Annotated in this window: 17 protein-coding genes and 1 pseudogene; 7 read left to right on the plus strand and 11 right to left on the minus strand. The window is 55.2% G+C overall.

Annotated features, from left to right (window positions below; translation table 11 throughout):
- Positions 1 to 148: 148 nt before the first annotated feature.
- On the minus strand, positions 149 to 2926 hold the full coding sequence (locus JX360_RS03835; protein WP_244349270.1) for a molybdopterin-dependent oxidoreductase: 2778 nt from the start codon (positions 2924 to 2926) through the stop codon (positions 149 to 151).
- 288 nt (positions 2927 to 3214) lie between these two features.
- Between JX360_RS03835 and JX360_RS03840 the strand changes: the two genes are divergently transcribed.
- Positions 3215 to 3688, plus strand: coding sequence for an Hsp20/alpha crystallin family protein (locus tag JX360_RS03840; protein ID WP_244349271.1), 474 nt, complete (start codon positions 3215 to 3217; stop codon positions 3686 to 3688).
- A 65-nt stretch (positions 3689 to 3753) separates the two neighbouring features.
- On the opposite strand, the gene JX360_RS03845 is transcribed toward JX360_RS03840, so the two are convergent.
- From JX360_RS03845 to JX360_RS03875, 7 genes and pseudogenes are all read right to left on the minus strand, one after another.
- The gene (locus tag JX360_RS03845; protein ID WP_279611226.1) at positions 3754 to 4539 is read right to left on the minus strand and encodes an SAM hydrolase/SAM-dependent halogenase family protein; all 786 of its coding nucleotides are present in this window, start codon (positions 4537 to 4539) and stop codon (positions 3754 to 3756) included.
- 81 nt (positions 4540 to 4620) lie between these two features.
- Complete coding sequence (gene argZ, locus JX360_RS03850; RefSeq protein WP_244349272.1) at positions 4621 to 6729, minus strand: bifunctional arginine dihydrolase/ornithine cyclodeaminase; 2109 nt, start codon at positions 6727 to 6729, stop codon at positions 4621 to 4623.
- Between the two features lie 76 nt (positions 6730 to 6805).
- Positions 6806 to 7090 (minus strand): annotated as a pseudogene (locus JX360_RS03855) (winged helix-turn-helix domain-containing protein); the annotation flags it as partial.
- A gap of 51 nt (positions 7091 to 7141) precedes the next feature.
- Positions 7142 to 7501, minus strand: coding sequence for a hypothetical protein (locus JX360_RS03860; RefSeq protein WP_244349273.1), 360 nt, complete (start codon positions 7499 to 7501; stop codon positions 7142 to 7144).
- Positions 7502 to 7637: 136 nt separating this feature from the next.
- Positions 7638 to 8390, minus strand: coding sequence for a response regulator transcription factor (locus JX360_RS03865; protein ID WP_244349274.1), 753 nt, complete (start codon positions 8388 to 8390; stop codon positions 7638 to 7640).
- A 1498-nt stretch (positions 8391 to 9888) separates the two neighbouring features.
- A complete protein-coding gene (locus tag JX360_RS03870; protein ID WP_244349275.1) occupies positions 9889 to 10821 on the minus strand; it encodes an ABC transporter permease in 933 nt (310 codons plus the stop codon).
- Complete coding sequence (locus JX360_RS03875) at positions 10793 to 11770, minus strand: DUF4434 domain-containing protein (protein WP_244349276.1); 978 nt, start codon at positions 11768 to 11770, stop codon at positions 10793 to 10795. Before JX360_RS03875 ends, JX360_RS03870 begins: the two co-directional genes overlap by 29 nt.
- A gap of 41 nt (positions 11771 to 11811) precedes the next feature.
- Between JX360_RS03875 and JX360_RS03880 the strand changes: the two genes are divergently transcribed.
- The 4 genes from JX360_RS03880 (at position 11812) to JX360_RS03895 (ending at position 14682) form a co-directional block, all read left to right on the plus strand.
- The gene (locus JX360_RS03880; RefSeq protein ID WP_244349277.1) at positions 11812 to 12384 is read left to right on the plus strand and encodes a sigma-70 family RNA polymerase sigma factor; all 573 of its coding nucleotides are present in this window, start codon (positions 11812 to 11814) and stop codon (positions 12382 to 12384) included.
- Positions 12381 to 12740, plus strand: a complete 360-nt coding sequence (locus tag JX360_RS03885) for a hypothetical protein (protein WP_244349278.1) — start codon at positions 12381 to 12383, stop codon at positions 12738 to 12740. Before JX360_RS03880 ends, JX360_RS03885 begins: the two co-directional genes overlap by 4 nt.
- 89 nt (positions 12741 to 12829) lie before the next feature.
- Positions 12830 to 13249 carry a Spy/CpxP family protein refolding chaperone gene (locus tag JX360_RS03890; protein WP_244349279.1) on the plus strand — a complete coding sequence of 140 codons (420 nt, stop codon included), beginning with the start codon at positions 12830 to 12832 and terminating at the stop codon, positions 13247 to 13249.
- A 215-nt stretch (positions 13250 to 13464) separates the two neighbouring features.
- Positions 13465 to 14682 (plus strand): ABC transporter ATP-binding protein, encoded by a 1218-nt coding sequence (locus JX360_RS03895; protein ID WP_244349280.1) that lies wholly within the window; start codon positions 13465 to 13467, stop codon positions 14680 to 14682.
- A gap of 21 nt (positions 14683 to 14703) precedes the next feature.
- On the opposite strand, the gene rimI is transcribed toward JX360_RS03895, so the two are convergent.
- From rimI to JX360_RS03910, 3 genes are read right to left on the minus strand one after another with little or no spacing between them, the layout of a single operon-like run.
- Positions 14704 to 15177 (minus strand): ribosomal protein S18-alanine N-acetyltransferase, encoded by a 474-nt coding sequence (gene rimI / locus JX360_RS03900; RefSeq protein ID WP_244349281.1) that lies wholly within the window; start codon positions 15175 to 15177, stop codon positions 14704 to 14706.
- Between the two features lie 2 nt (positions 15178 to 15179).
- Positions 15180 to 15563, minus strand: coding sequence for a hypothetical protein (locus JX360_RS03905; protein ID WP_244349282.1), 384 nt, complete (start codon positions 15561 to 15563; stop codon positions 15180 to 15182).
- Between the two features lie 20 nt (positions 15564 to 15583).
- Positions 15584 to 16816, minus strand: coding sequence for a 5-(carboxyamino)imidazole ribonucleotide synthase (locus JX360_RS03910; protein WP_341830526.1), 1233 nt, complete (start codon positions 16814 to 16816; stop codon positions 15584 to 15586).
- On the opposite strand from JX360_RS03910, the gene JX360_RS17470 reads away from it, so the two are divergent.
- Positions 16801 to 16926 (plus strand): hypothetical protein, encoded by a 126-nt coding sequence (locus JX360_RS17470; protein WP_279611228.1) that lies wholly within the window; start codon positions 16801 to 16803, stop codon positions 16924 to 16926. The genes JX360_RS03910 and JX360_RS17470 overlap by 16 nt on opposite strands.
- Positions 16917 to 17102 (plus strand): hypothetical protein, encoded by a 186-nt coding sequence (locus tag JX360_RS03915; protein WP_244349283.1) that lies wholly within the window; start codon positions 16917 to 16919, stop codon positions 17100 to 17102. The genes JX360_RS17470 and JX360_RS03915 overlap by 10 nt, the downstream gene beginning before the upstream one ends.
- The last annotated feature ends 34 nt before the right edge of the window (positions 17103 to 17136 follow it).

Genomic DNA, 17136 nt, shown 5'->3' on the forward strand with positions numbered 1-17136 from the left:
AACATCTTGCGTAGAGGGTTGCGTACCGTGGGGCACACGGGAACGGGGTTGCTAGACAACCGAAACGCTTGGGGAGAGACGACCTCTACGGGTTCCCACTCCGGTGGGGAGCAGCAAGTTGGCTCGTAGAACCAAGAATCCCACGTCTTTAGGCGTGTGGAGTGTCAACCCAATTTCCCTGCTGCAACTGGAGGGCAGTCCAAACCCGTTCCGGGGTCAGGGGCAATTGGCGAAAGCGGATCCCTGTGGCCTGAAACACGGCATTGGCAATCGCAGGAGCTGTGCAGTTGGTGGTGATCTCCCCGACTCCTTTGGCCCCAAAAGGCCCATAGGGATCCGGCTGTTGAATGAGATGCACCCGCATCGGCGGCACATCCTTGGCTGTAGGGATGCGGTAGTAGCGGAAGCCAGGGTTGAGGATTTGCCCCTGCTCATCCTGGATCAACTCCTCCGAAAGAGCGTAGCCAATGCCCATGGCGGTGCCACCTGTAACTTGTCCATGACAGATGCGCGGGTTAATCGCTGTGCCCAAGTCGATGGCCTGCACACTGTTAAGCAGCTCAATCTGCCCTGTTTCCATATCCACCGCCACTTCCACCCCCGCCACCGCAAAGGTGAGGGAAGACTCATCGGCAGCATGATGCAGCTCCACTTCAATCGGATCCGCTGCTTGTTCCGCCAATTCCGCCAAGGTCAGGGATCCCTGGGAACTGGAGAAGATCCCATGGGCAAACTGCACCCGTTCTGGATCCGTTTGTAACCTCAGGGCGGCAGCCTGGATCAGCTTCTCCCGCAGGGCCTCGGCAGCACGGCGACTGGCTTGGCCGGAAATGAACAGGGTAGCGGAAGCGTAGGATCCGGCATCAAAGGGGGTTTGTCCGGTATCGGCGGCAATCAGGTCGATCTGATGCAAAGGGATCCCCAACACTTGGGCAACAATTTGGCGCAGCGTGGTATCGGAGCCAGTACCCACATCCACGGCGCCGCTGCGCATCAGGATCCGCCCCGAGGGGAGAAGGGTCAATTTCAGGCCGGCAACATGAATCTTGGAAAGACCGCTCCCCTGCATAGAAACAGCAATGCCACGGCCATAACGGCGGGATCCCTGCGGGGGCGGAAGCGGGGTGGCAAAGGCGGCCTGGATTTTCTGGAAGCACTCCTGTAGGCCGTAGCTGCCGATGAGGTTGAAGTGGGAATCCTTGAGGTCGGCCTGCTGTTGATCCCGATAGCCCAGGGCCAAGGCATCTCCAGGGCGAATCACATTTTTTAGGCGCAACGCGATCGGATCCAACCCCAACTTGTGGGCAATCTCATCCATCTGGGACTCCATGGCGAAGGTGCCTTGGGTAGCCCCATAGCCACGAAAGGCCCCCGCTGGCATGGAGTTGGTGTAAACAGCAAAGCCCTCAAAGCGTTTGTGGGGACAACGGTACAACCCCAGGGGCACGTAGCCCGCCAAAAACACCACCGTCTGGCTGTGGTTGCCATAGGCCCCAGCATTGCCGTAGGCGGTTATCTCCTGGGCAACCAGGGATCCATCCGCTTTCACGCCGGTTTTGATGCGGATCTGCATGGCATGACGGCTGTTGGTGGCGGTGAACTCTTCACTGCGGGTCAGTTCCCATTGCACCGGGCGGCCTGTTTTCAGGGTTGCCAGAGCACAGAGGGGTTCGGTGAGAATTTCCTGTTTGTTGCCAAAGCCGCCCCCGATTTTGCCCTTAATCACCCGAATGCGGTCGCGGGGGATCCGAAAAACTTCGGAGAGAACCCGCTGACAATGAAAGGGAACCTGGGTGCTGGAACGCACCACTAAGCTGCCATCGGCTGCCAGCCAACTGGTGCTGACGTGGGGTTCCAAATGGGCATGTTGAACAGCAGGGAGCTGATAGGTGTTCTCCAGGATCAGATCCGCTTCGGCAAATCCCTGCTCGGGGTCACCCTTTTGCAAATGGACATAGCCGGCCAGGTTGCGGCTGGCATCGTAAATTTGTCGGGCCTCCGGTTCGTCGTGCAGGATGGGGGATCCCGGTTGCATGGCTGACAACGGATCCAGCACATGGGGCAGCACCTCATAGTCCACCCGGATCAGCTCACAAGCTTGCTCAGCAATTGCCACTGACTCAGCCACCACCGCCGCTACTACATCCCCAACAAAGCGCACCTTCTTGTCCAGCACAAAGCGATCCAACGGATCCGGCACAGGTTCCGCATGGCCGGCGGTACTGTAGATCTGGCGAGGACTATCCTGGTGGGTGAGCACAGCCACCACACCGGGCAAAGCTTGGGCTGAGGTCGTGTCTAGGCCACGGATGCGGGCATGGGCATGGGGAGAGCGCAGCACTCGTAAATGCAGTAACCCAGCAGGGGTAAAATCGCCGGTGTAGGCGGGTTGTCCAGAGACGATCTCCGGCCCATCCTGCTTGGGAATGTTGCGTCCCACACTCTCCAAATCGGATTCAGGCAGCTCTGCCGGGATCCCTTGAATGCTTTCTAGAATCGCCTGGTAGCCGGTGCAGCGACAAAGATTACCCCGCAGTTGATCTCGCAACTGGGCTTCCGACGGGATCCCTTCCCGACACAGTTGACGCGCACTCAGGATCAGACCCGGCGTGCAAAAGCCGCACTGAAACCCTTGCCCTGCCAAAAACCGGGCCTGCATCGGATCCCATTCCCCATCCTTGGCCAACCCTTCAATGGTGGTGATCCGCTGGCCCTGCAGCCGGGCCGCCGGATACAGACAGCTGTGGATGGCCTCCCCCTCCAGCAGCACCGTGCAGGCGCCGCAATCCCCCGATTCACAGGCGCGGTGTACCCCCACCCACCCCAGCTCCCGCAACAGACTGAGCAAGCTGGATCCCGGTAAAACCGATTCGCTGTAGGAGTGGCCGTTAACTTGCAGGTGAATGGCAATCAAGGGGGAGTGCATGGGGGGTCTTGGCATGATGCCTGTTGGTAAAAAGTGGGCTTCCGGGATCCCGTTTTCACATCTACGACATTTCGTTCGGCTGCCAATGTTTTTGACGAACAATCTGAGCAGGTGATGGGATCCTCCCCTCGCCGGATCGGTTTGCCCTCCCTGATCATCAGGGATTCTTTTCCATGATCAAAACAGGATTTTTGGGATCTGGATTGCGGGCCAAAATAACTTTATTAATGTTCCTTTTCCTTCCCCGTCTGGATCCCTTCTCTATTTACCACTACCCTAGGAGCCACCATGCCACGCCTCCATTTCAACCCCATTCTCGAAGTGGGATCCTTACAACGGGATCTCAACCGCCTACTGGAATGGCCCACCGAGCGCCCCAGCGCCACTGTTCCTGCTGCCCCGCTACAGGTTTGGGAAAGTGCTGAAGCCTACACAGTTCATCTGTTGATCCCTGGCGCGGATCGGGAGAGCCTAAATATCGAAGCGGCTCCCCATCAGCTCTCGGTCAGCGGTGAGATCAAGCTAAGTGGCCCTGCCGGTGCCGAACTGCGCTACCAAGAGGTAGAAGGCAAATCCTTTCAGCGCAGCCTGAAGTTGGCCCGTCGCATCCAACCGGAAAAGGTAGCCGCCACTTATACCGATGGCATTCTCAGCCTCACCCTGCCCAAGGCCGAAGCCGCCCGGGCGGTGAAAGTGCAAGTGAGTGCCCCAGGGGAAGCGCCTGCATCCAAAACCGTGGCTGTTGAAGGCCAATCTGCCTGATGGCGTTCTGGCGGATCACAGTCAGAAAGTTCAGATCACAGTCAAAAAGCTGGTGAAATCCTGGCTTAAGCCCAGTCCACCCGGATCTCATCCCCTACCCTGAGGTGCAATGCCTGGCTGGCATTGCCTTGATTTTGGGCAATCTCTAGCCAGCCAGAGCTACCCACCACAGCAATTAGGTTCCCCACAGAACTGCTGGCAAAAGTAGAACCCAGAGGGATCCAGGTTTCTCTTACCCAGACTCTCCAGTTGCGCCCCCGCAAGAGAGATTCTGGCAGAGTGGTAATGCAATTGCCAAAGTGATCAATGGCTTGGATCACCGCTTGGTAGCCGCTGGGTGTGGGCTGGGGTTCCGGCCAGTCTAGCCTCGTCAATTCTGCCGGGTTGAGGGGATCCCCCAGTTCCGACAAAGGGATCCCATTGGCCAAGTGGGCCGCGGCGGGGGCAAAAATATCTCGCCCATGAAAAGTTGAGCTGGGTGTAGGGGTGCGCCAATAGCGGGAGTTGTTCAGTTGCACAGCTGCCAGGGGAGGGGACTGAGCCAAAACACCGCTAAAAAGGCCATTGTCAGGGCCGACCAGATAACCTTGTGTAATTTGCAGGGCAACAGCACGGCGGTTGCTACCCACCCCGGGATCCACCACTGCCAAATGGATTGTCCCTTGCGGCAGATAGGAATAAGCCGTCATCAGGGCAAAGCGGGCAGCAGCCACATCCTGGGGAGGGATCCCGTGGGTCAGGTCGATCAGTTCAGCCTGCGGGGCAAGGGTATGGATCACCCCCTTCATGATGCCGACATAGGGATCCTGAAGGCCAAAATCCGTCAGTAGGCTAATCCATGGATTTTGCAATCGCCCTCACCTCCTCGATGGAAAGGGGTCACTAGCGTTCCTGCCGCACTGCCGTGAAATGGATCAGCATCCTACAAGAACCTAACGAGAGGTCAGTACAGGTTGTGGGCGCTCATACCCTTGCCCCAAACGAGCCAACTGCTGCACCAGTAAGCTCAAGAACAAGCCCACATCCGTCACGATCCCCACCGACTCCAGGGATCCCCGATCCGCCAGCTTGGTCACCACCGCTGGGTTGATATCCACACAGATCAGCTTCACCCCTGCGGGAGTCATGTTGCCAACACCAATTGAGTGCAACATGCTAGAGAGCATCAACACCATATCTGCCCCCTGGATCAAGCGGGCATAGTCTTGCTGCGCCTTGACCAAGTCCATCTCCGTATCCGGCAGCGGCCCATCATCCCGAATCGATCCTGCCAGTGAGAAAGGCACCCCAGCACGAATACACTCGTAGAAAACGCCTCCAGTGATCACCCCCGCTTCCACCGCCGCCCGAATGCTGCCGTGCTTGCGGATGAGATTGATGGTCTTGAGGTGATGCTTGTGCCCCCCCTTAACAGCATTGCCCCGCACCAGATCCACTCCCAGCGAGGTGCCGTAGAGATTTTGTTCCAGGTCGTGTACAGCAATGGCATTGCCCCCCAACAGAGCCTGTACATAGCCTCCGCGGATCAAAGTAGCCAAATGGGATCCCCCGCCGGTATGGATCACCACCGGCCCCGCCACCACCACGGTTTTGCCACCCCGCTCTTTGATGCGGCGCAATTCCCAGGCAATCTGTTCCACCAGGATCTCCACCCGCCGCTCACTGGATACCCCCGATCCCATAAAGGTAAATTCCTGGGATCCCCGTTCTTTGCTGGCTTGGCGCAGGGTACGGATCCCTTCCACGCCACAGACCACCGCATCCCCCACCTGCAAATCGCGGATCAGGGTGCAATAGGCTGCGGATCCCTTAACCACAATCACCCCGTCCATCCGCTGCCGTTGCACCGGGATCCATTGGCCCGCTACCCGCACTTCCGTGGGATAAATGGTGGTGACATAGAAATCATCCGGAGCCACCCCTGATTTTTGCACCCGTTCTAGGCGGGCATCCTGATGGCTTTGCTCCGCTAGCCGGGCTCCCCGCTCGATCAAACCACTGAGAATGGTATCCAGCATTTCCTCAGTTGGAGCAGAAACCGACAGTTCCACCGTCGAAGTGCTTTGGCGCTTTTCTCCCAAATGGAACTTGAGGATCTGGAAGCTGCCGCCATTTTCCACGATGCAATCGACCGCCTCCGTGAGAAGGGCACTGTCCACCAAGTGACCTTGGAGGGTTACAGTTCGGCTCAATACGGTGGCGACCGGATCCGTTTGGGGAGCAACGGTCTCGTTCAACCGCAGCGTTAAACACTTGGCCGCCCCACCTGCTTTCAAAAACTCCGTCAGATCAGTCTGGACTACCGTGAAGCCCCGCTCCTGCAAGGTGGCCTCCAGCTCGGGGCTGACCCAATTCACCAGAATCGTGCCGTTGACATCCACCGCATTGCAGGCAAAGTGGATGGCATCCGCCTCCTGAACAGGGATCCGTTTTTCAGGGGGCACCCGCATCTCGATCAAACGATTGGAATAGGCATCAAAAGCTGCCGGATAGTAGAGCAAATACCCTTCCGAAAGCGGGCAGAAGCAGGTGTCTAGGTGGTAGAACCGCTCATCCACCAGCCTTAGGGACAACACCTCAATCTCCAGCCACTTGGCCAGGTAGGGGTGAGACTCTAGCATGGAGCGAAAGCCATAACCGGCCCACAGCCAGCGCCCCGCCCGATCCAACAGGGCATCACCAGCCCCCTCAAAAGCCAGTGCAGGTGGCAATTCATAGACGGTGTACCCCTGCTTCTCAAACCAGGCCTTGAAATGGGGTTGTTCCCCCTGCCGTTCTGGGTGATAAAAGCGGCTCAGCACCACTGTAGATCCAAGAATTAACCCGGCATTGGCAGTAAAGACCATATCTGGCCACCCCTGAACAGGCTCCACCAAATGAACCTTGGCCCGCTGCGAGAGGTGTTGGTACAAAGCCTGCCATTGCTGCACCGCCCGTTCCCGCGAGGATCGATGCACATTCCCCACCATCCAGGGGTTGATCACATAGTCCACCTCGTAATGGTCAGGTGGGCACATTAAATACTGAATCAGACTAGACATAAAAACCAGTTATCCCAGGGATCCGCAGCAGGGCATCCCCTAGATTAGCAGTTGATGGAAACAGCGTCCTCAACGGTTACTTGAAGCTCTCTTTGGCCAGTTCCGGTTGCAGTTGGCTTGAGTCAGCGATGTTGGGTAACTCCAGGCAGTACCCTGCCCCGTGAACCGTTTTGATGTATTGCGGATGGCAGGGATCCGGCTCCAGCTTGCTGCGCAAGTGGCAAGTGGGGACGCGGATGGTCTCAATATCCTCGTCCGGTGCGTAACCCCACACCTCTGGCAAGATCTCGCTAGGAGAAACCGTCTGGCCATGGCGCTGCATCAAGCAATGGAGGAGGTCAAACTCCAGGTGGGTTAGTTGGCAGACTGATCAAGGGCATTTGGGAGACCACGAACTTCTTTCAGCTTCCTCCTAGCGTAGCCCCGCTTGCCTCAGCCCATCGAAGTAAAACCAAGCGAACATTCCCAGCGTCCATCCCAGAGCAACAAGGATCCCTACCCCCCATACCCAAGGCACCTGATGGCGTAGCGGTAACATTACCAAGTAGCCCCAGAAGCATCCCAAAGGATAGAGAACATTCAAAACAATCGCCATGAACAGCCCCCCCAGTTCTAACCCTTCTCCAAAAGAATGGCCAAACCTATGCTTAAACAGTTTGGAATAAAACTCAGTCAACCAAAACCCTATCCCTAAAAACGAGAGGGGAATACTCCCCATCACCGAAAGGAATAGAACCCACCACCAGGCTGTTGCATCAGGGGGCAAAGGCATGTAGGTGAACCTCAAACCATTCTTCTCTGCATTTCAAGGCAGCCTGGAGCTACCCTAGCAAAACAACCCAGCTCCTGACACTTGTCCTAGTCCCAAAGGTCAGCAAGATAGAGACTGACTTATACAGCTAGTGCAGCTATTTGAGACCCTCTTTGGCCAGTTCCGGCTGCCCTTGACCAGGTTCGGCAATGTTGGGTAACTCCAGGCAGTACCCTGCCCCATAGACTGTTTTGATGTATTGCGGATGGCGAGGATCCGGCTCCAGTTTAGTACGCAGGTGGCGAATATGGACGCGAATGGTTTCAATGTCGTCGTCCGGTTCGTAACCCCATACCTCTTGCAAAATTTCGCTGGGGGAAACCGTCTGGCCGTGGCGCTGCATCAAGCAATGGAGCAAATCAAACTCCAGGTGAGTGAGCTTAATGGTTTTGCCAAACCATACCACCTCGAAGCGCTCTGGTACTAAGGTAAGTGGCCCATAGCTGAGAATTTCGCTGTGCTTAGCAGTCTGCGGGATCCGATCCGAGCGGCGCAACAAAGCCCGTACCCGCACCAGCAACTCCTGTACCTCAAAGGGTTTGGTCAGGTAGTCGTCTGCGCCAGCATTAAAGCCTTCAATCTTGTCCTGGGTTTGCCCAAGGGCGGTGAGCATCAAAATGGGGATCTCACTGGTGCGCTCTTCTCGCCGCAAGCGCTGACAGATGGTCAGGCCATCCACTTGAGGCAGCATCAGATCGAGGATGATCAGGTCGGGGATCACTTGCAAGGCCATTGCCTGCCCGCGTACCCCATCGCTAGCCTTTACCACTTCGTAGCCCGCTAACTCCAGGTTGATGCGCAGGATATCCAGGATAGAAGGATCATCTTCAATGACGAGTATGCGAGCCATAGGTCAGATTGCAGCCCAAACTGCGGATAAAGCGTTTTATTAAATATCCTGACAAGGAGTCCAAAGCTTTACGACTCAAAGTTTACTTAATTTTACCCCCATTGCAAATCTCCTGCCGAAAAGGCTGTGTTGGCAGGTTTTTTGTGTTTGTGGCTACCTCTACCAGGCTCTACCTTTGTCTGGGGCAGATTGTGACTCCAGAGAGGGTGTTTTCCCGGAGGGTTAGCTCGTTTACCCAGAAGTCCGCCGTGGGAGTTTCCCAACTCAAGTAGACTCAAGCGGGGCAAAGTGAAGCCAGGGGCTTGCCACAGCTTGGCTAAAATTAAATTTAGGAGTATCAGAGATTCAAAGCTGGTGGGGGAGCAAGAGGCTGTGGGGCTACTCCCCTGTTGGTTGTTGTATAAACTCAAAGAAGGGATATGGCTGCCCCAAACCAAGTCCAAGCCTATGTGGCCTGCTGGTTGCAATTGGGTAAGGTAGTGTTGTGCAACCATCCGGCTGGCGTTGAGTGCCTGCGACCGGAGCCGCTCCTGAGCTTGGGATCCTTAAGCCAGGAATTTCAACTCAGCTGGCAGCGCATGAGCATGGATCCCTGGCGTTGTCACCTGGAAGGGACTGATCAGTCCTTGGGGCAGTTGCTTAGCCCTGCTTGGGAGATCAGTCCCTGCAGTCGTTGCGGCTTACCTGTCCCTTTGCCAGCCACCCCGGCGACTGCTATTGGACCTTGCCCCTGTTCGGATCTCAAGGGGTGGCCAAACCCAACAACAGTGCCTCCGCGCGTTCAGAATGAGCAGTTTTCACAGGTGGCTACACTGAGATCTATACATCAGCGCCTCATGGATCGAGACAGAATGCTCAACCAAGTAGAGAGACAGAGATAAACTTTGTGATTCAGAGAGATGTCTAAAGTCAGGCTCACTCTCTATCCTAGCTGACTAGGACTTTTGTAATTAGCTGCCGAAAGAGCTGTGATATTACGGCCTGTTCTCTAGTCATCTGCCGTAGGTGTGTTGGCGCGGTGAGATATTCACAAGCTACCAGGCAACCCTAATCCCACCCATACAACCAACTAGGCCAAACCCAATCAACAAACCTCCCGAAAGGCGATCAATAGCGCGAAAATGCTTTGAGGAGAGACCTGCACCCCAGCGATTGAGGCCATAGGCGACTGCACCACAGAGCAACAGCCACCAGAGGCAAGAACCGATAAATATCCCCAAAACCCAAAACCAAGGATATCGGAGCACCCACATCAGCCTTTTCTCCCAACCCCAGGCCAGCAAAAATGGCCAAAAACGGGAGGATGGTGAGGGGATTGGATAGGGTGAGCAGGGGGGCCGATCCATCCCAGATCTAGAGCAGTTGATCGGGCAATTCAGCAGCTATGGCACCACCTCAACCTCGGTCGTGCTTTCCAGCCCTGTGCGGGGTCGGGTCTTCACTCAGCCCGATATCCCCAACTCCTGATTAACCCCCTAAAAATACACCTGCCCATTTCTCAAGAAACTTGTTCAAACGCCCCCAATCGCTTAGCCACCAACAAATAGACAATCATGATCCCCATCGGCACCACCGTGAAGGCCGCCGCCAGTGGAATATTTCCAGAGGTGCCTTGAAAAGCCAGAACCGCTTGTCCAATAAAGTAGCTGGAATTACCCAGTGAATAGGGCACCACAAAATCCCCTAGGGTTAGGGAAAAAGTAAAGACAGATCCCGCCAGGATCCCGGGCAACGTGAGGGGGAAAATCACATGACGAAAGGTTTGCCATCCCCTAGCGCCCAAATCTCCAGAAGCCTCAATCAAGCTATCGGGAACCCGCTCCAGAGCCGCATGAATAGGAAGAATCATATAGGGCAGCCAAACGTAGAGAAACACCAAAAAAATGCCCAAATTGGAGACTGCCAGCGATGGCCCACCAATCCCAGGTAAATGTAAAATCTTCTCCACCCAGCCTTGCAGCCCTAAATGGGTCAACAGATAAGTGAGGATCCCTTCTTTGGCCAAGATCAACTTCCAGGCGTAGACCCGAATCAAATAGCTAGACCAGAGCGGCAAGAGCACCAATAGATACAAAAACCCTTTCCAACGGGGAGAGGCCAGCCGCACCATTGTATAAGCCAAAGGCAAAGCCAACACAATTGCCGCCACAGTCACCACCAGAGCCATGACAAAGCTGCGAGCAAAAATATCCAAATTGGCAGATGTGAGCAAGTCCCGATAGGTGGCCAAGGTGAATTGACGTAGCACCAGACCCGTAAAGGGATCCAAATGATAAAAACTCTGTAGCAGCAGGGTGAACAGGGGCCCCAAATACAAAACCAACAGCCAGAGTAAGGGTGGCCCCAACAGGATGATAAGGGTGAGGAAAGGTCGGCGATAGAGAATTCCGAACAGATCGGCTTTATCCGTTGTCTGAGTTGTTTGGGTCATCATTGGATCCCTGCAAAGATAAACTTTTTACCCAATTTCGGTAGCGTCGGTTGAGGTTGTGGGCCGCTGGATATATAGAATTGGGGCTGAGAAAGTGTGAATACTCGAAGGTAATTAACTTATCTACCCCTGCTGCTTGAGCGGCTTCTAGCTTAAACCGCAACTTCGGCCAGGCAATTGGTGGAAACTTGATATGCACATCTCGATCAAAGCTTTCGATATTCGACCAACAAGCGATACCATATCGTTGGGCCAGAGCAGCATTAACTGCCAAATAGTCTGGCAACTCGGCAAAGTCTATCTGTCCATCTTGAAAGGCAACACAATCCACTTTGCCTTGCAAACGGGCAAAGACTTGATCCCATTCTCGTTCGTGTTCTTCTAGGGAAATGGCCTGTGCAAATTGCTTGCGGCCCCGAATATAGGGAGAGATCAAAATCGGCAAGGGCTTGAGGCAGCGGAGATGTTGAGAAAGCTGCTCATACACTTGCATCATGCCCAAATCAAAGGTGTTGATTTCGTGGCTGATGTACCAACCCCCAAAAGCTGGGCTAGAACCATAGCGCTCCCAAACTTCGTCGGCAAACGCCAGATTCAGGTCGATCTCCGCTTGATAGTTTCCCTGTAACCAATAATCACCAGAATCATAAGTGCCCAGGAAGAAGGTCATGCCCTCCTGTTCTGCCAAGCCCAAAAACAGCGCCACCAAGTCCTCATCCACGATTAAAGTGGGGTGGAGTTTGGCCAGCACCTTTGAAGGGAAGGTGGCTCGATCCCGGTAACCCGCCCGAATCAAGATCACCGTATCAATGCCGTCTTGACGCATGGCGGCAAAGTCCTTAGCCCAATCTTCGCATCCCCAGTTGGCAGAGGGGATATCATGGCTGATTTCATCCAGGAAAGTGCCTGTAATCGCAAGCGGGGATCCGGTTAAACCTTTTGAGTCCATGGACAGTCAGATTAAGCAAGGTCGAGAGGGAGCAACAAGCTGTGCAGGCGGCGAGGGATACATTCAATGCAGACAAGGCAGAGGATGCCGAGCTGATCCAACGTTGCCTGAACGGGGATAGCCAAAGCTTTCGCCAACTTTACCGCAAATACCAGCGGTCGGTGCGCAACATTCTCTACCCCTTGTGTGGAGCGGATCCTTTGGACGATCTGGTGCAGGAGGTGTTTCTGCGGGCGTGGAAAGGATTGCCCCACTTCCGGGGTTCAGCCCAATTTTCCACCTGGCTCTACCGCATCTGCTGGAATGTGGCCTCGGATCAACGGCGGCGCCATGCCCGTCAGCGATCCCAAACCCAAGAGCTGACACTGTCCGCGTCAGCGGCTTATCCTGGCCCAGACATGATGCAGTTGCACCATCAGCAAGCCTTACAACGGGGCATGGCTCAGCTTAGCCCGGAACACAGCATGGTGCTGGTTTTACATGATCTCGAAGATCTGCCCCAGAGGGAAATTGCCCACATTTTGGGGATCCCGGTGGGAACGGTAAAGTCCCGACTGTTTCATGCCCGTGCCACCATTCGCAAACACCTACTTCAGGAGGGAATTACCCCATGAGCCAACCTCCCTTTGAACCCAACTTCTCTGAAGAGGAGCGCCTGCGGCAGTTTTTGCGCCAATCCCGCACTCCTCCCCCTCCCCCCTCCTCCGATTTGGAGGATCGGATCTTGCGGAGTGTGGCTGCCCATCCCCTGCAACGGCGTTCGCGGCTGTTTTGGGGTTGGGTTGGGATCCCGATTTTGGTGGGGACGTTGCTGGCTTGGGCTGGATATCAACGCTGGCAAGCCCAGATGGTAGCTCAGGAAACCGAAGCCCTAGAAACCTTTTTGGTCAGCACTTGGGGAGGCCTGCTCGGCCAAGACGGGGTGGAAGCCGAAACCTGGTGGATCGAACTGGGCCCAGAGGGATCCTAATTGTCGGAAGGTTGCCCGACGTCTGCCATTACCCCTGACCGATTGGACTGTTTGGATTGTTGAAACCTTGCCAGGAGAACAATGAACCAATGAAAAGAACTCTGGTGTGGATCCCTCTTTTGAGTTTGGGCCTGCTGTACTTGGGAGCTGTGAATCAATCCACAGTAGCCCAGCCAAGTCGCCCACGGGTCACAGAGCTGCGCCGCAACCTGCGGGATCTAAACCTATCTGCCGAGCAATTGCGCCAACTGCAACAAATCCGCCACCGCAAACAAGAGGAGCTCCTGGATCGCACCCTCGAGCTGAGAACCGCCCGTCGCCAACTGCGAGAGCTACTGGTCAGCGATGCCCCCGAATCGGAAGTAGAAGCTCAATTTCAGCGGGTACAACGGCTAGCCCAAGAAGTGAATGCCAGTCGCTTTGAAGCCGTTTTGGAAATGCGCCAAGTCCTCAGCCCAGAACAACGACAACAACTGTTACAGGCGATTGAAGATCTCTTGCCACTCTAATGGTGACTGTTAGCTTTGGGGAGGATCCTTAACCATTTAGGTGGTTATTGCTACGCACGACCTGTGGTCTACTGGTGAGTCTAACCTTGGATCCTTCCTCCCAAGATCATCAGATCATCTAGATCATCTGACCCAGATTGTCCAAGGGTGGGCTGGGGGTATGGTAGAGTGCTGTGTAGTGAAAATCTTTTGCAACAACTCCTTTGCTCTATCGTATGGCTGAGTCTCTGTTCACCTCAACATCCGCTGCTGCTCACCAAACTTCCTCTTGCATTCTCCAGCTCGATGGCGTTAGCAAAGGGTTTCCTGGTCAGCAGCAACTGGTTTTAAGTGAAATCCAGTTTCGCCTGCCCAAAGGGGATCTATTGGGGATTGTCGGTCCTTCCGGGTGTGGCAAGACGACGCTGCTACGCACCATTGCAGGCTTTGAGCAACCGGATGCCGGCCGTATCATCATAGGAGATCGGGTTGTGGCTGGGGCTGGGCAGTGGATCCCACCGGAGCAGCGGGGGGTGGGGCTGGTGTTTCAGGATTTTGCCCTTTTCCCACACTTGGACGTGTTGGCGAATGTGATGTTTGGCCTCCGGCCCACTGGCGTGAATGGCCTCCGGCCCACTGGCGTGAATGGCCTCCGGCCCACTGGCGTGAATGGCCTCCGGAAGGTGAATGGTTCACAGTGGGCTGAAGGCACTGCCCAAGGGGCGAGGGAACGGGCTTATGAAGTCTTGCGGTTGGTGGGATTAGAGGAGTTCGCCCGGCGCTATCCGCACGAGCTTTCAGGAGGGCAGCAACAACGGGTCGCTTTGGCCCGTGCTTTGGCTCCGAATCCCAGCTTGATTCTCTTGGATGAGCCCCTGAGCAACTTGGATGTGCAGGTGCGCCACTACCTCCGGGAAGAGATCCGCAGAATTCTGAAGGAAACCCAGACTTCTGCCATTTTTGTTACCCACGATCAAGAGGAGGCCCTTTGCCTTTCCGATTGGGTGGCGGTGATGAGGCAGGGTCGCATTGAACAATGGGGATCCCCGGAGGAAATCTATCGGGATCCGGCTACCCGCTTTGTGGCGGAATTTATTACCCAGGCCAATTTTTTAGCCTGTAAACGACAGGATCAAGGTTGGCAAGCTGAGAATTTGCTGCGGATCCCAACGCAAGTTTTAAAAGCTCCCCTAGATCCCGAACTCCACCGAGGAGAGTTGATGGTGCGGCAGGAGGACTTACAGCTGTATCCGGATCCAACTGGGGAGATCACCATTCGAGATCGGCAGTTTTTGGGACGGGAGTATCGCTATTGCCTGATTTCCGATGCTGGGAAGGAATTGCATGCGCTGACACGAGAGGTGCTGCCGATTGGATCCCGTGTTCAGATTGCTGTGGAGGAAGCTCGTCTTTTCCCAGTGCATGAGGCCGTTCAACAGGTTGCTTCTCGATAGGTTCTTCAACAGGGCTGTAACCTAGATGGGTTTCTTCCAATACACCCAACCATCTTCGCCGTTGTAGTAGCCTTTGCGTTCTCCCAACTTTTGAAACCCGACTGACTCGTAGAGATGAAGAGCCGCTTGATTGGAGGCTTTGACCTCCAGCGTTGCCCAAGCACAACCCAAGCTTCTGGCTTGATGTAGAAGTTCTAGCAGAATGGTTCTCCCCAAACCTCGTCTTTGATGGGCAGGATGAACCGCTAGAGAGATGATATGGGCTTCCTCCTCAATGCGCCAAAGAATGCCAAATCCTACCAAGTCTTGACCAGAGGAATTGGGGAACCATTCCTCTAGGAAAGCGCCTAGCACGATGCTACTGGGCCGTTCCAACTCCGTTTGATACCCTTGTTCTCCCCAATGACCGCCAAAACACAGCTGATCCAACTGCAACAGTTGCGGCAAAGCTGTACTATCCAGTACTTCCAAACGGTAGGCAACACCGCTACTCAAGTTCAATCTCGCAATTCACAACATTCGGCTAGCAATAATTGCCCAAACGGGTCATCATCCGGAGCGGCATAGGGTAAGGCTTTACGGCTAATGCTGAGGACACCCCCTTTGATCTCATAGTCCGTTCCTTCCACAAATCCTGCTTCCTGGAGATACTCCTGAGCTGCCTTGAGGATCCCTTCTTGAAGTTGGGCTTTGGCCCGCGGATCCATCAAATAGCGGACAAACCACTGAGCACTGGCGGGATCCACCTCCGCAAGATGTTCCAGCGCGGGGGTTAAGACCTTGGATCGTTCTGAAGGGGCTAGGCCATTCACCTGTTGGGCCACTGCCGGCACATCCCGCCGTTGCATGGCCTCGATCAGGGCTTGGATTGCTGCAGACAAAGCGGGATCCCGGTCTTGCATCATAGCTGTTCATACCATAGGGATTCGATCTGGGTGGCCAGAGCTTCTGCCTGGAACCCATCAGCTGCTGTGGGCAAGCAAACGGTAACATGCCCTAATTTTCGACCGGGACGGGCTGGGGTTTTGTCGTACCAATGAACGGTGGCATTCGGGATCCGCGCCAGTGCAGCCCGTTTCTCAGCATAGTCCGACTGAGAATGTTCGTAGCCCAAAAGGTTCACCATCACGGCCCCCGCGCAGCGAAGGGAGGGATCCCCTAGCGGTAAGCCCGTGATCGCCCGCAGGTGCTGCTCAAATTGGGAAGTCAAGCAGGCCTCCAACGTGTAGTGACCGGAGTTGTGAACCCGTGGGGAGAGTTCATTGATCCAAATCCCGGCCTTAGTGCTCCGCATCGCTGACGCGAAAGGTTGACCCTCTGGCACCCAAAACAGCTCTAGACCAAAAACCCCGACGGCCTCCAGTTTTTCCATCAGATCCGTGGCAATCTCTTGCACCTTGACCGTAATCGGTTCGGGAATGCGAGCAGGCACAATCACCCGCCGACAGATTTGCTCCACCTGCAGCGTTTCCACCACTGGGTAAACCCGGATCTCTCCGGTTATGCTGCGTGCCACCACAACCGCCAACTCCCGCTCAAACGGGATCCATTCCTCCAACAGGAAAGGGATCCCAGGCTGTTGTTGCAGGGCCTGCTGCAAAGCCTGAGTGTTTTGGAGAATTTGCGTGCCCTGGCCATCGTAGCCATGGCGCCGTTGTTTGAGCACAACCGGGAAACGGTTGCCGCCACTGACCCGACTCAGGCGATCAACCAGAGAATCTAAACTTGCAAGATCTGCCCTCTCAGCCCAGTCCGGCAGGAGTTGAAACGCAGGCACAGGCAACCCTAAGTGAGCCAAGAACTTTCGTTGCTCCCCTTTATCCAGCAGCGGCTTGAGAGTATTTAGGCTGGGGCGAAACCGGGATCCCTCGGGATCCAGGGGCAAAAGCTCAGACAGCGGAATAAACTCATTTTCAAAAGTGACCACAGGGCATCGCTCCAGCAGTTGGGCTGTTGCTGCCACATCGGTAACCGAGCCCCAAATTACCTCCTGCGCCACCGCCACTGCCGGATCGGTGGGAGCCGCCGTTTGGACCACCCAAGGGATCCCCAACTGGCGGGCGGCCAGACCCATCATCTGCGCCAACTGACCGCCGCCAATCACCCCAACCGGTTGTGATGTCTGTTGTTCCACAAGCCTACCGCTATACTGAGCAACGAACCGCTATCCGCTATATCTATATTCTGGAACCCTATTATGGGATCCCTGCCCCGCAAGCACTAGGAGAAAAACGGTGGAGATAACTGAATTAAAAGCGCTGATCAACCGGGCGCTGGCGGATAAGGTTTTAACCCGCGCCGAACAACAACAAATCCTCAATGCCGTTACTGCCGATCAAGAGGTCTCTCCGGAAGAACACGAGTTACTAGAGTTAATTGTGGAGCGCCTCAGCAGTGGCGAGATCCGGGCTGTGGACTGATCTCTCCTGATACTGGGTTCCGGTTGACAGCCAA

It is taken from the genome of Thermostichus vulcanus str. 'Rupite' (assembly GCF_022848905.1).
In the GTDB taxonomy this organism is placed as follows: Bacteria; Cyanobacteriota; Cyanobacteriia; order Thermostichales; family Thermostichaceae; genus Thermostichus; species Thermostichus vulcanus_A.

What these genes read in the sequence shown, in the direction of transcription:
- JX360_RS17470 (WP_279611228.1), top strand. Translation starts at nt 16,801, where the DNA reads ATGTCTGTTGTTCCACAAGCCTACCGCTATACTGAGCAACGAACCGCT.
- JX360_RS03895 (WP_244349280.1), top strand. Translation starts at nt 13,465, where the DNA reads ATGGCTGAGTCTCTGTTCACCTCAACATCCGCTGCTGCTCACCAAACT.
- JX360_RS03870 (WP_244349275.1), bottom strand. Translation starts at nt 10,821, where the DNA reads ATGACCCAAACAACTCAGACAACGGATAAAGCCGATCTGTTCGGAATT.
- JX360_RS03885 (WP_244349278.1), top strand. Translation starts at nt 12,381, where the DNA reads ATGAGCCAACCTCCCTTTGAACCCAACTTCTCTGAAGAGGAGCGCCTG.
- JX360_RS03890 (WP_244349279.1), top strand. Translation starts at nt 12,830, where the DNA reads ATGAAAAGAACTCTGGTGTGGATCCCTCTTTTGAGTTTGGGCCTGCTG.
- JX360_RS03875 (WP_244349276.1), bottom strand. Translation starts at nt 11,770, where the DNA reads ATGGACTCAAAAGGTTTAACCGGATCCCCGCTTGCGATTACAGGCACT.
- JX360_RS03860 (WP_244349273.1), bottom strand. Translation starts at nt 7,501, where the DNA reads ATGCCTTTGCCCCCTGATGCAACAGCCTGGTGGTGGGTTCTATTCCTT.
- argZ (WP_244349272.1), bottom strand. Translation starts at nt 6,729, where the DNA reads ATGTCTAGTCTGATTCAGTATTTAATGTGCCCACCTGACCATTACGAG.
- JX360_RS03835 (WP_244349270.1), bottom strand. Translation starts at nt 2,926, where the DNA reads ATGCACTCCCCCTTGATTGCCATTCACCTGCAAGTTAACGGCCACTCC.
- JX360_RS03840 (WP_244349271.1), top strand. Translation starts at nt 3,215, where the DNA reads ATGCCACGCCTCCATTTCAACCCCATTCTCGAAGTGGGATCCTTACAA.
- JX360_RS03865 (WP_244349274.1), bottom strand. Translation starts at nt 8,390, where the DNA reads ATGGCTCGCATACTCGTCATTGAAGATGATCCTTCTATCCTGGATATC.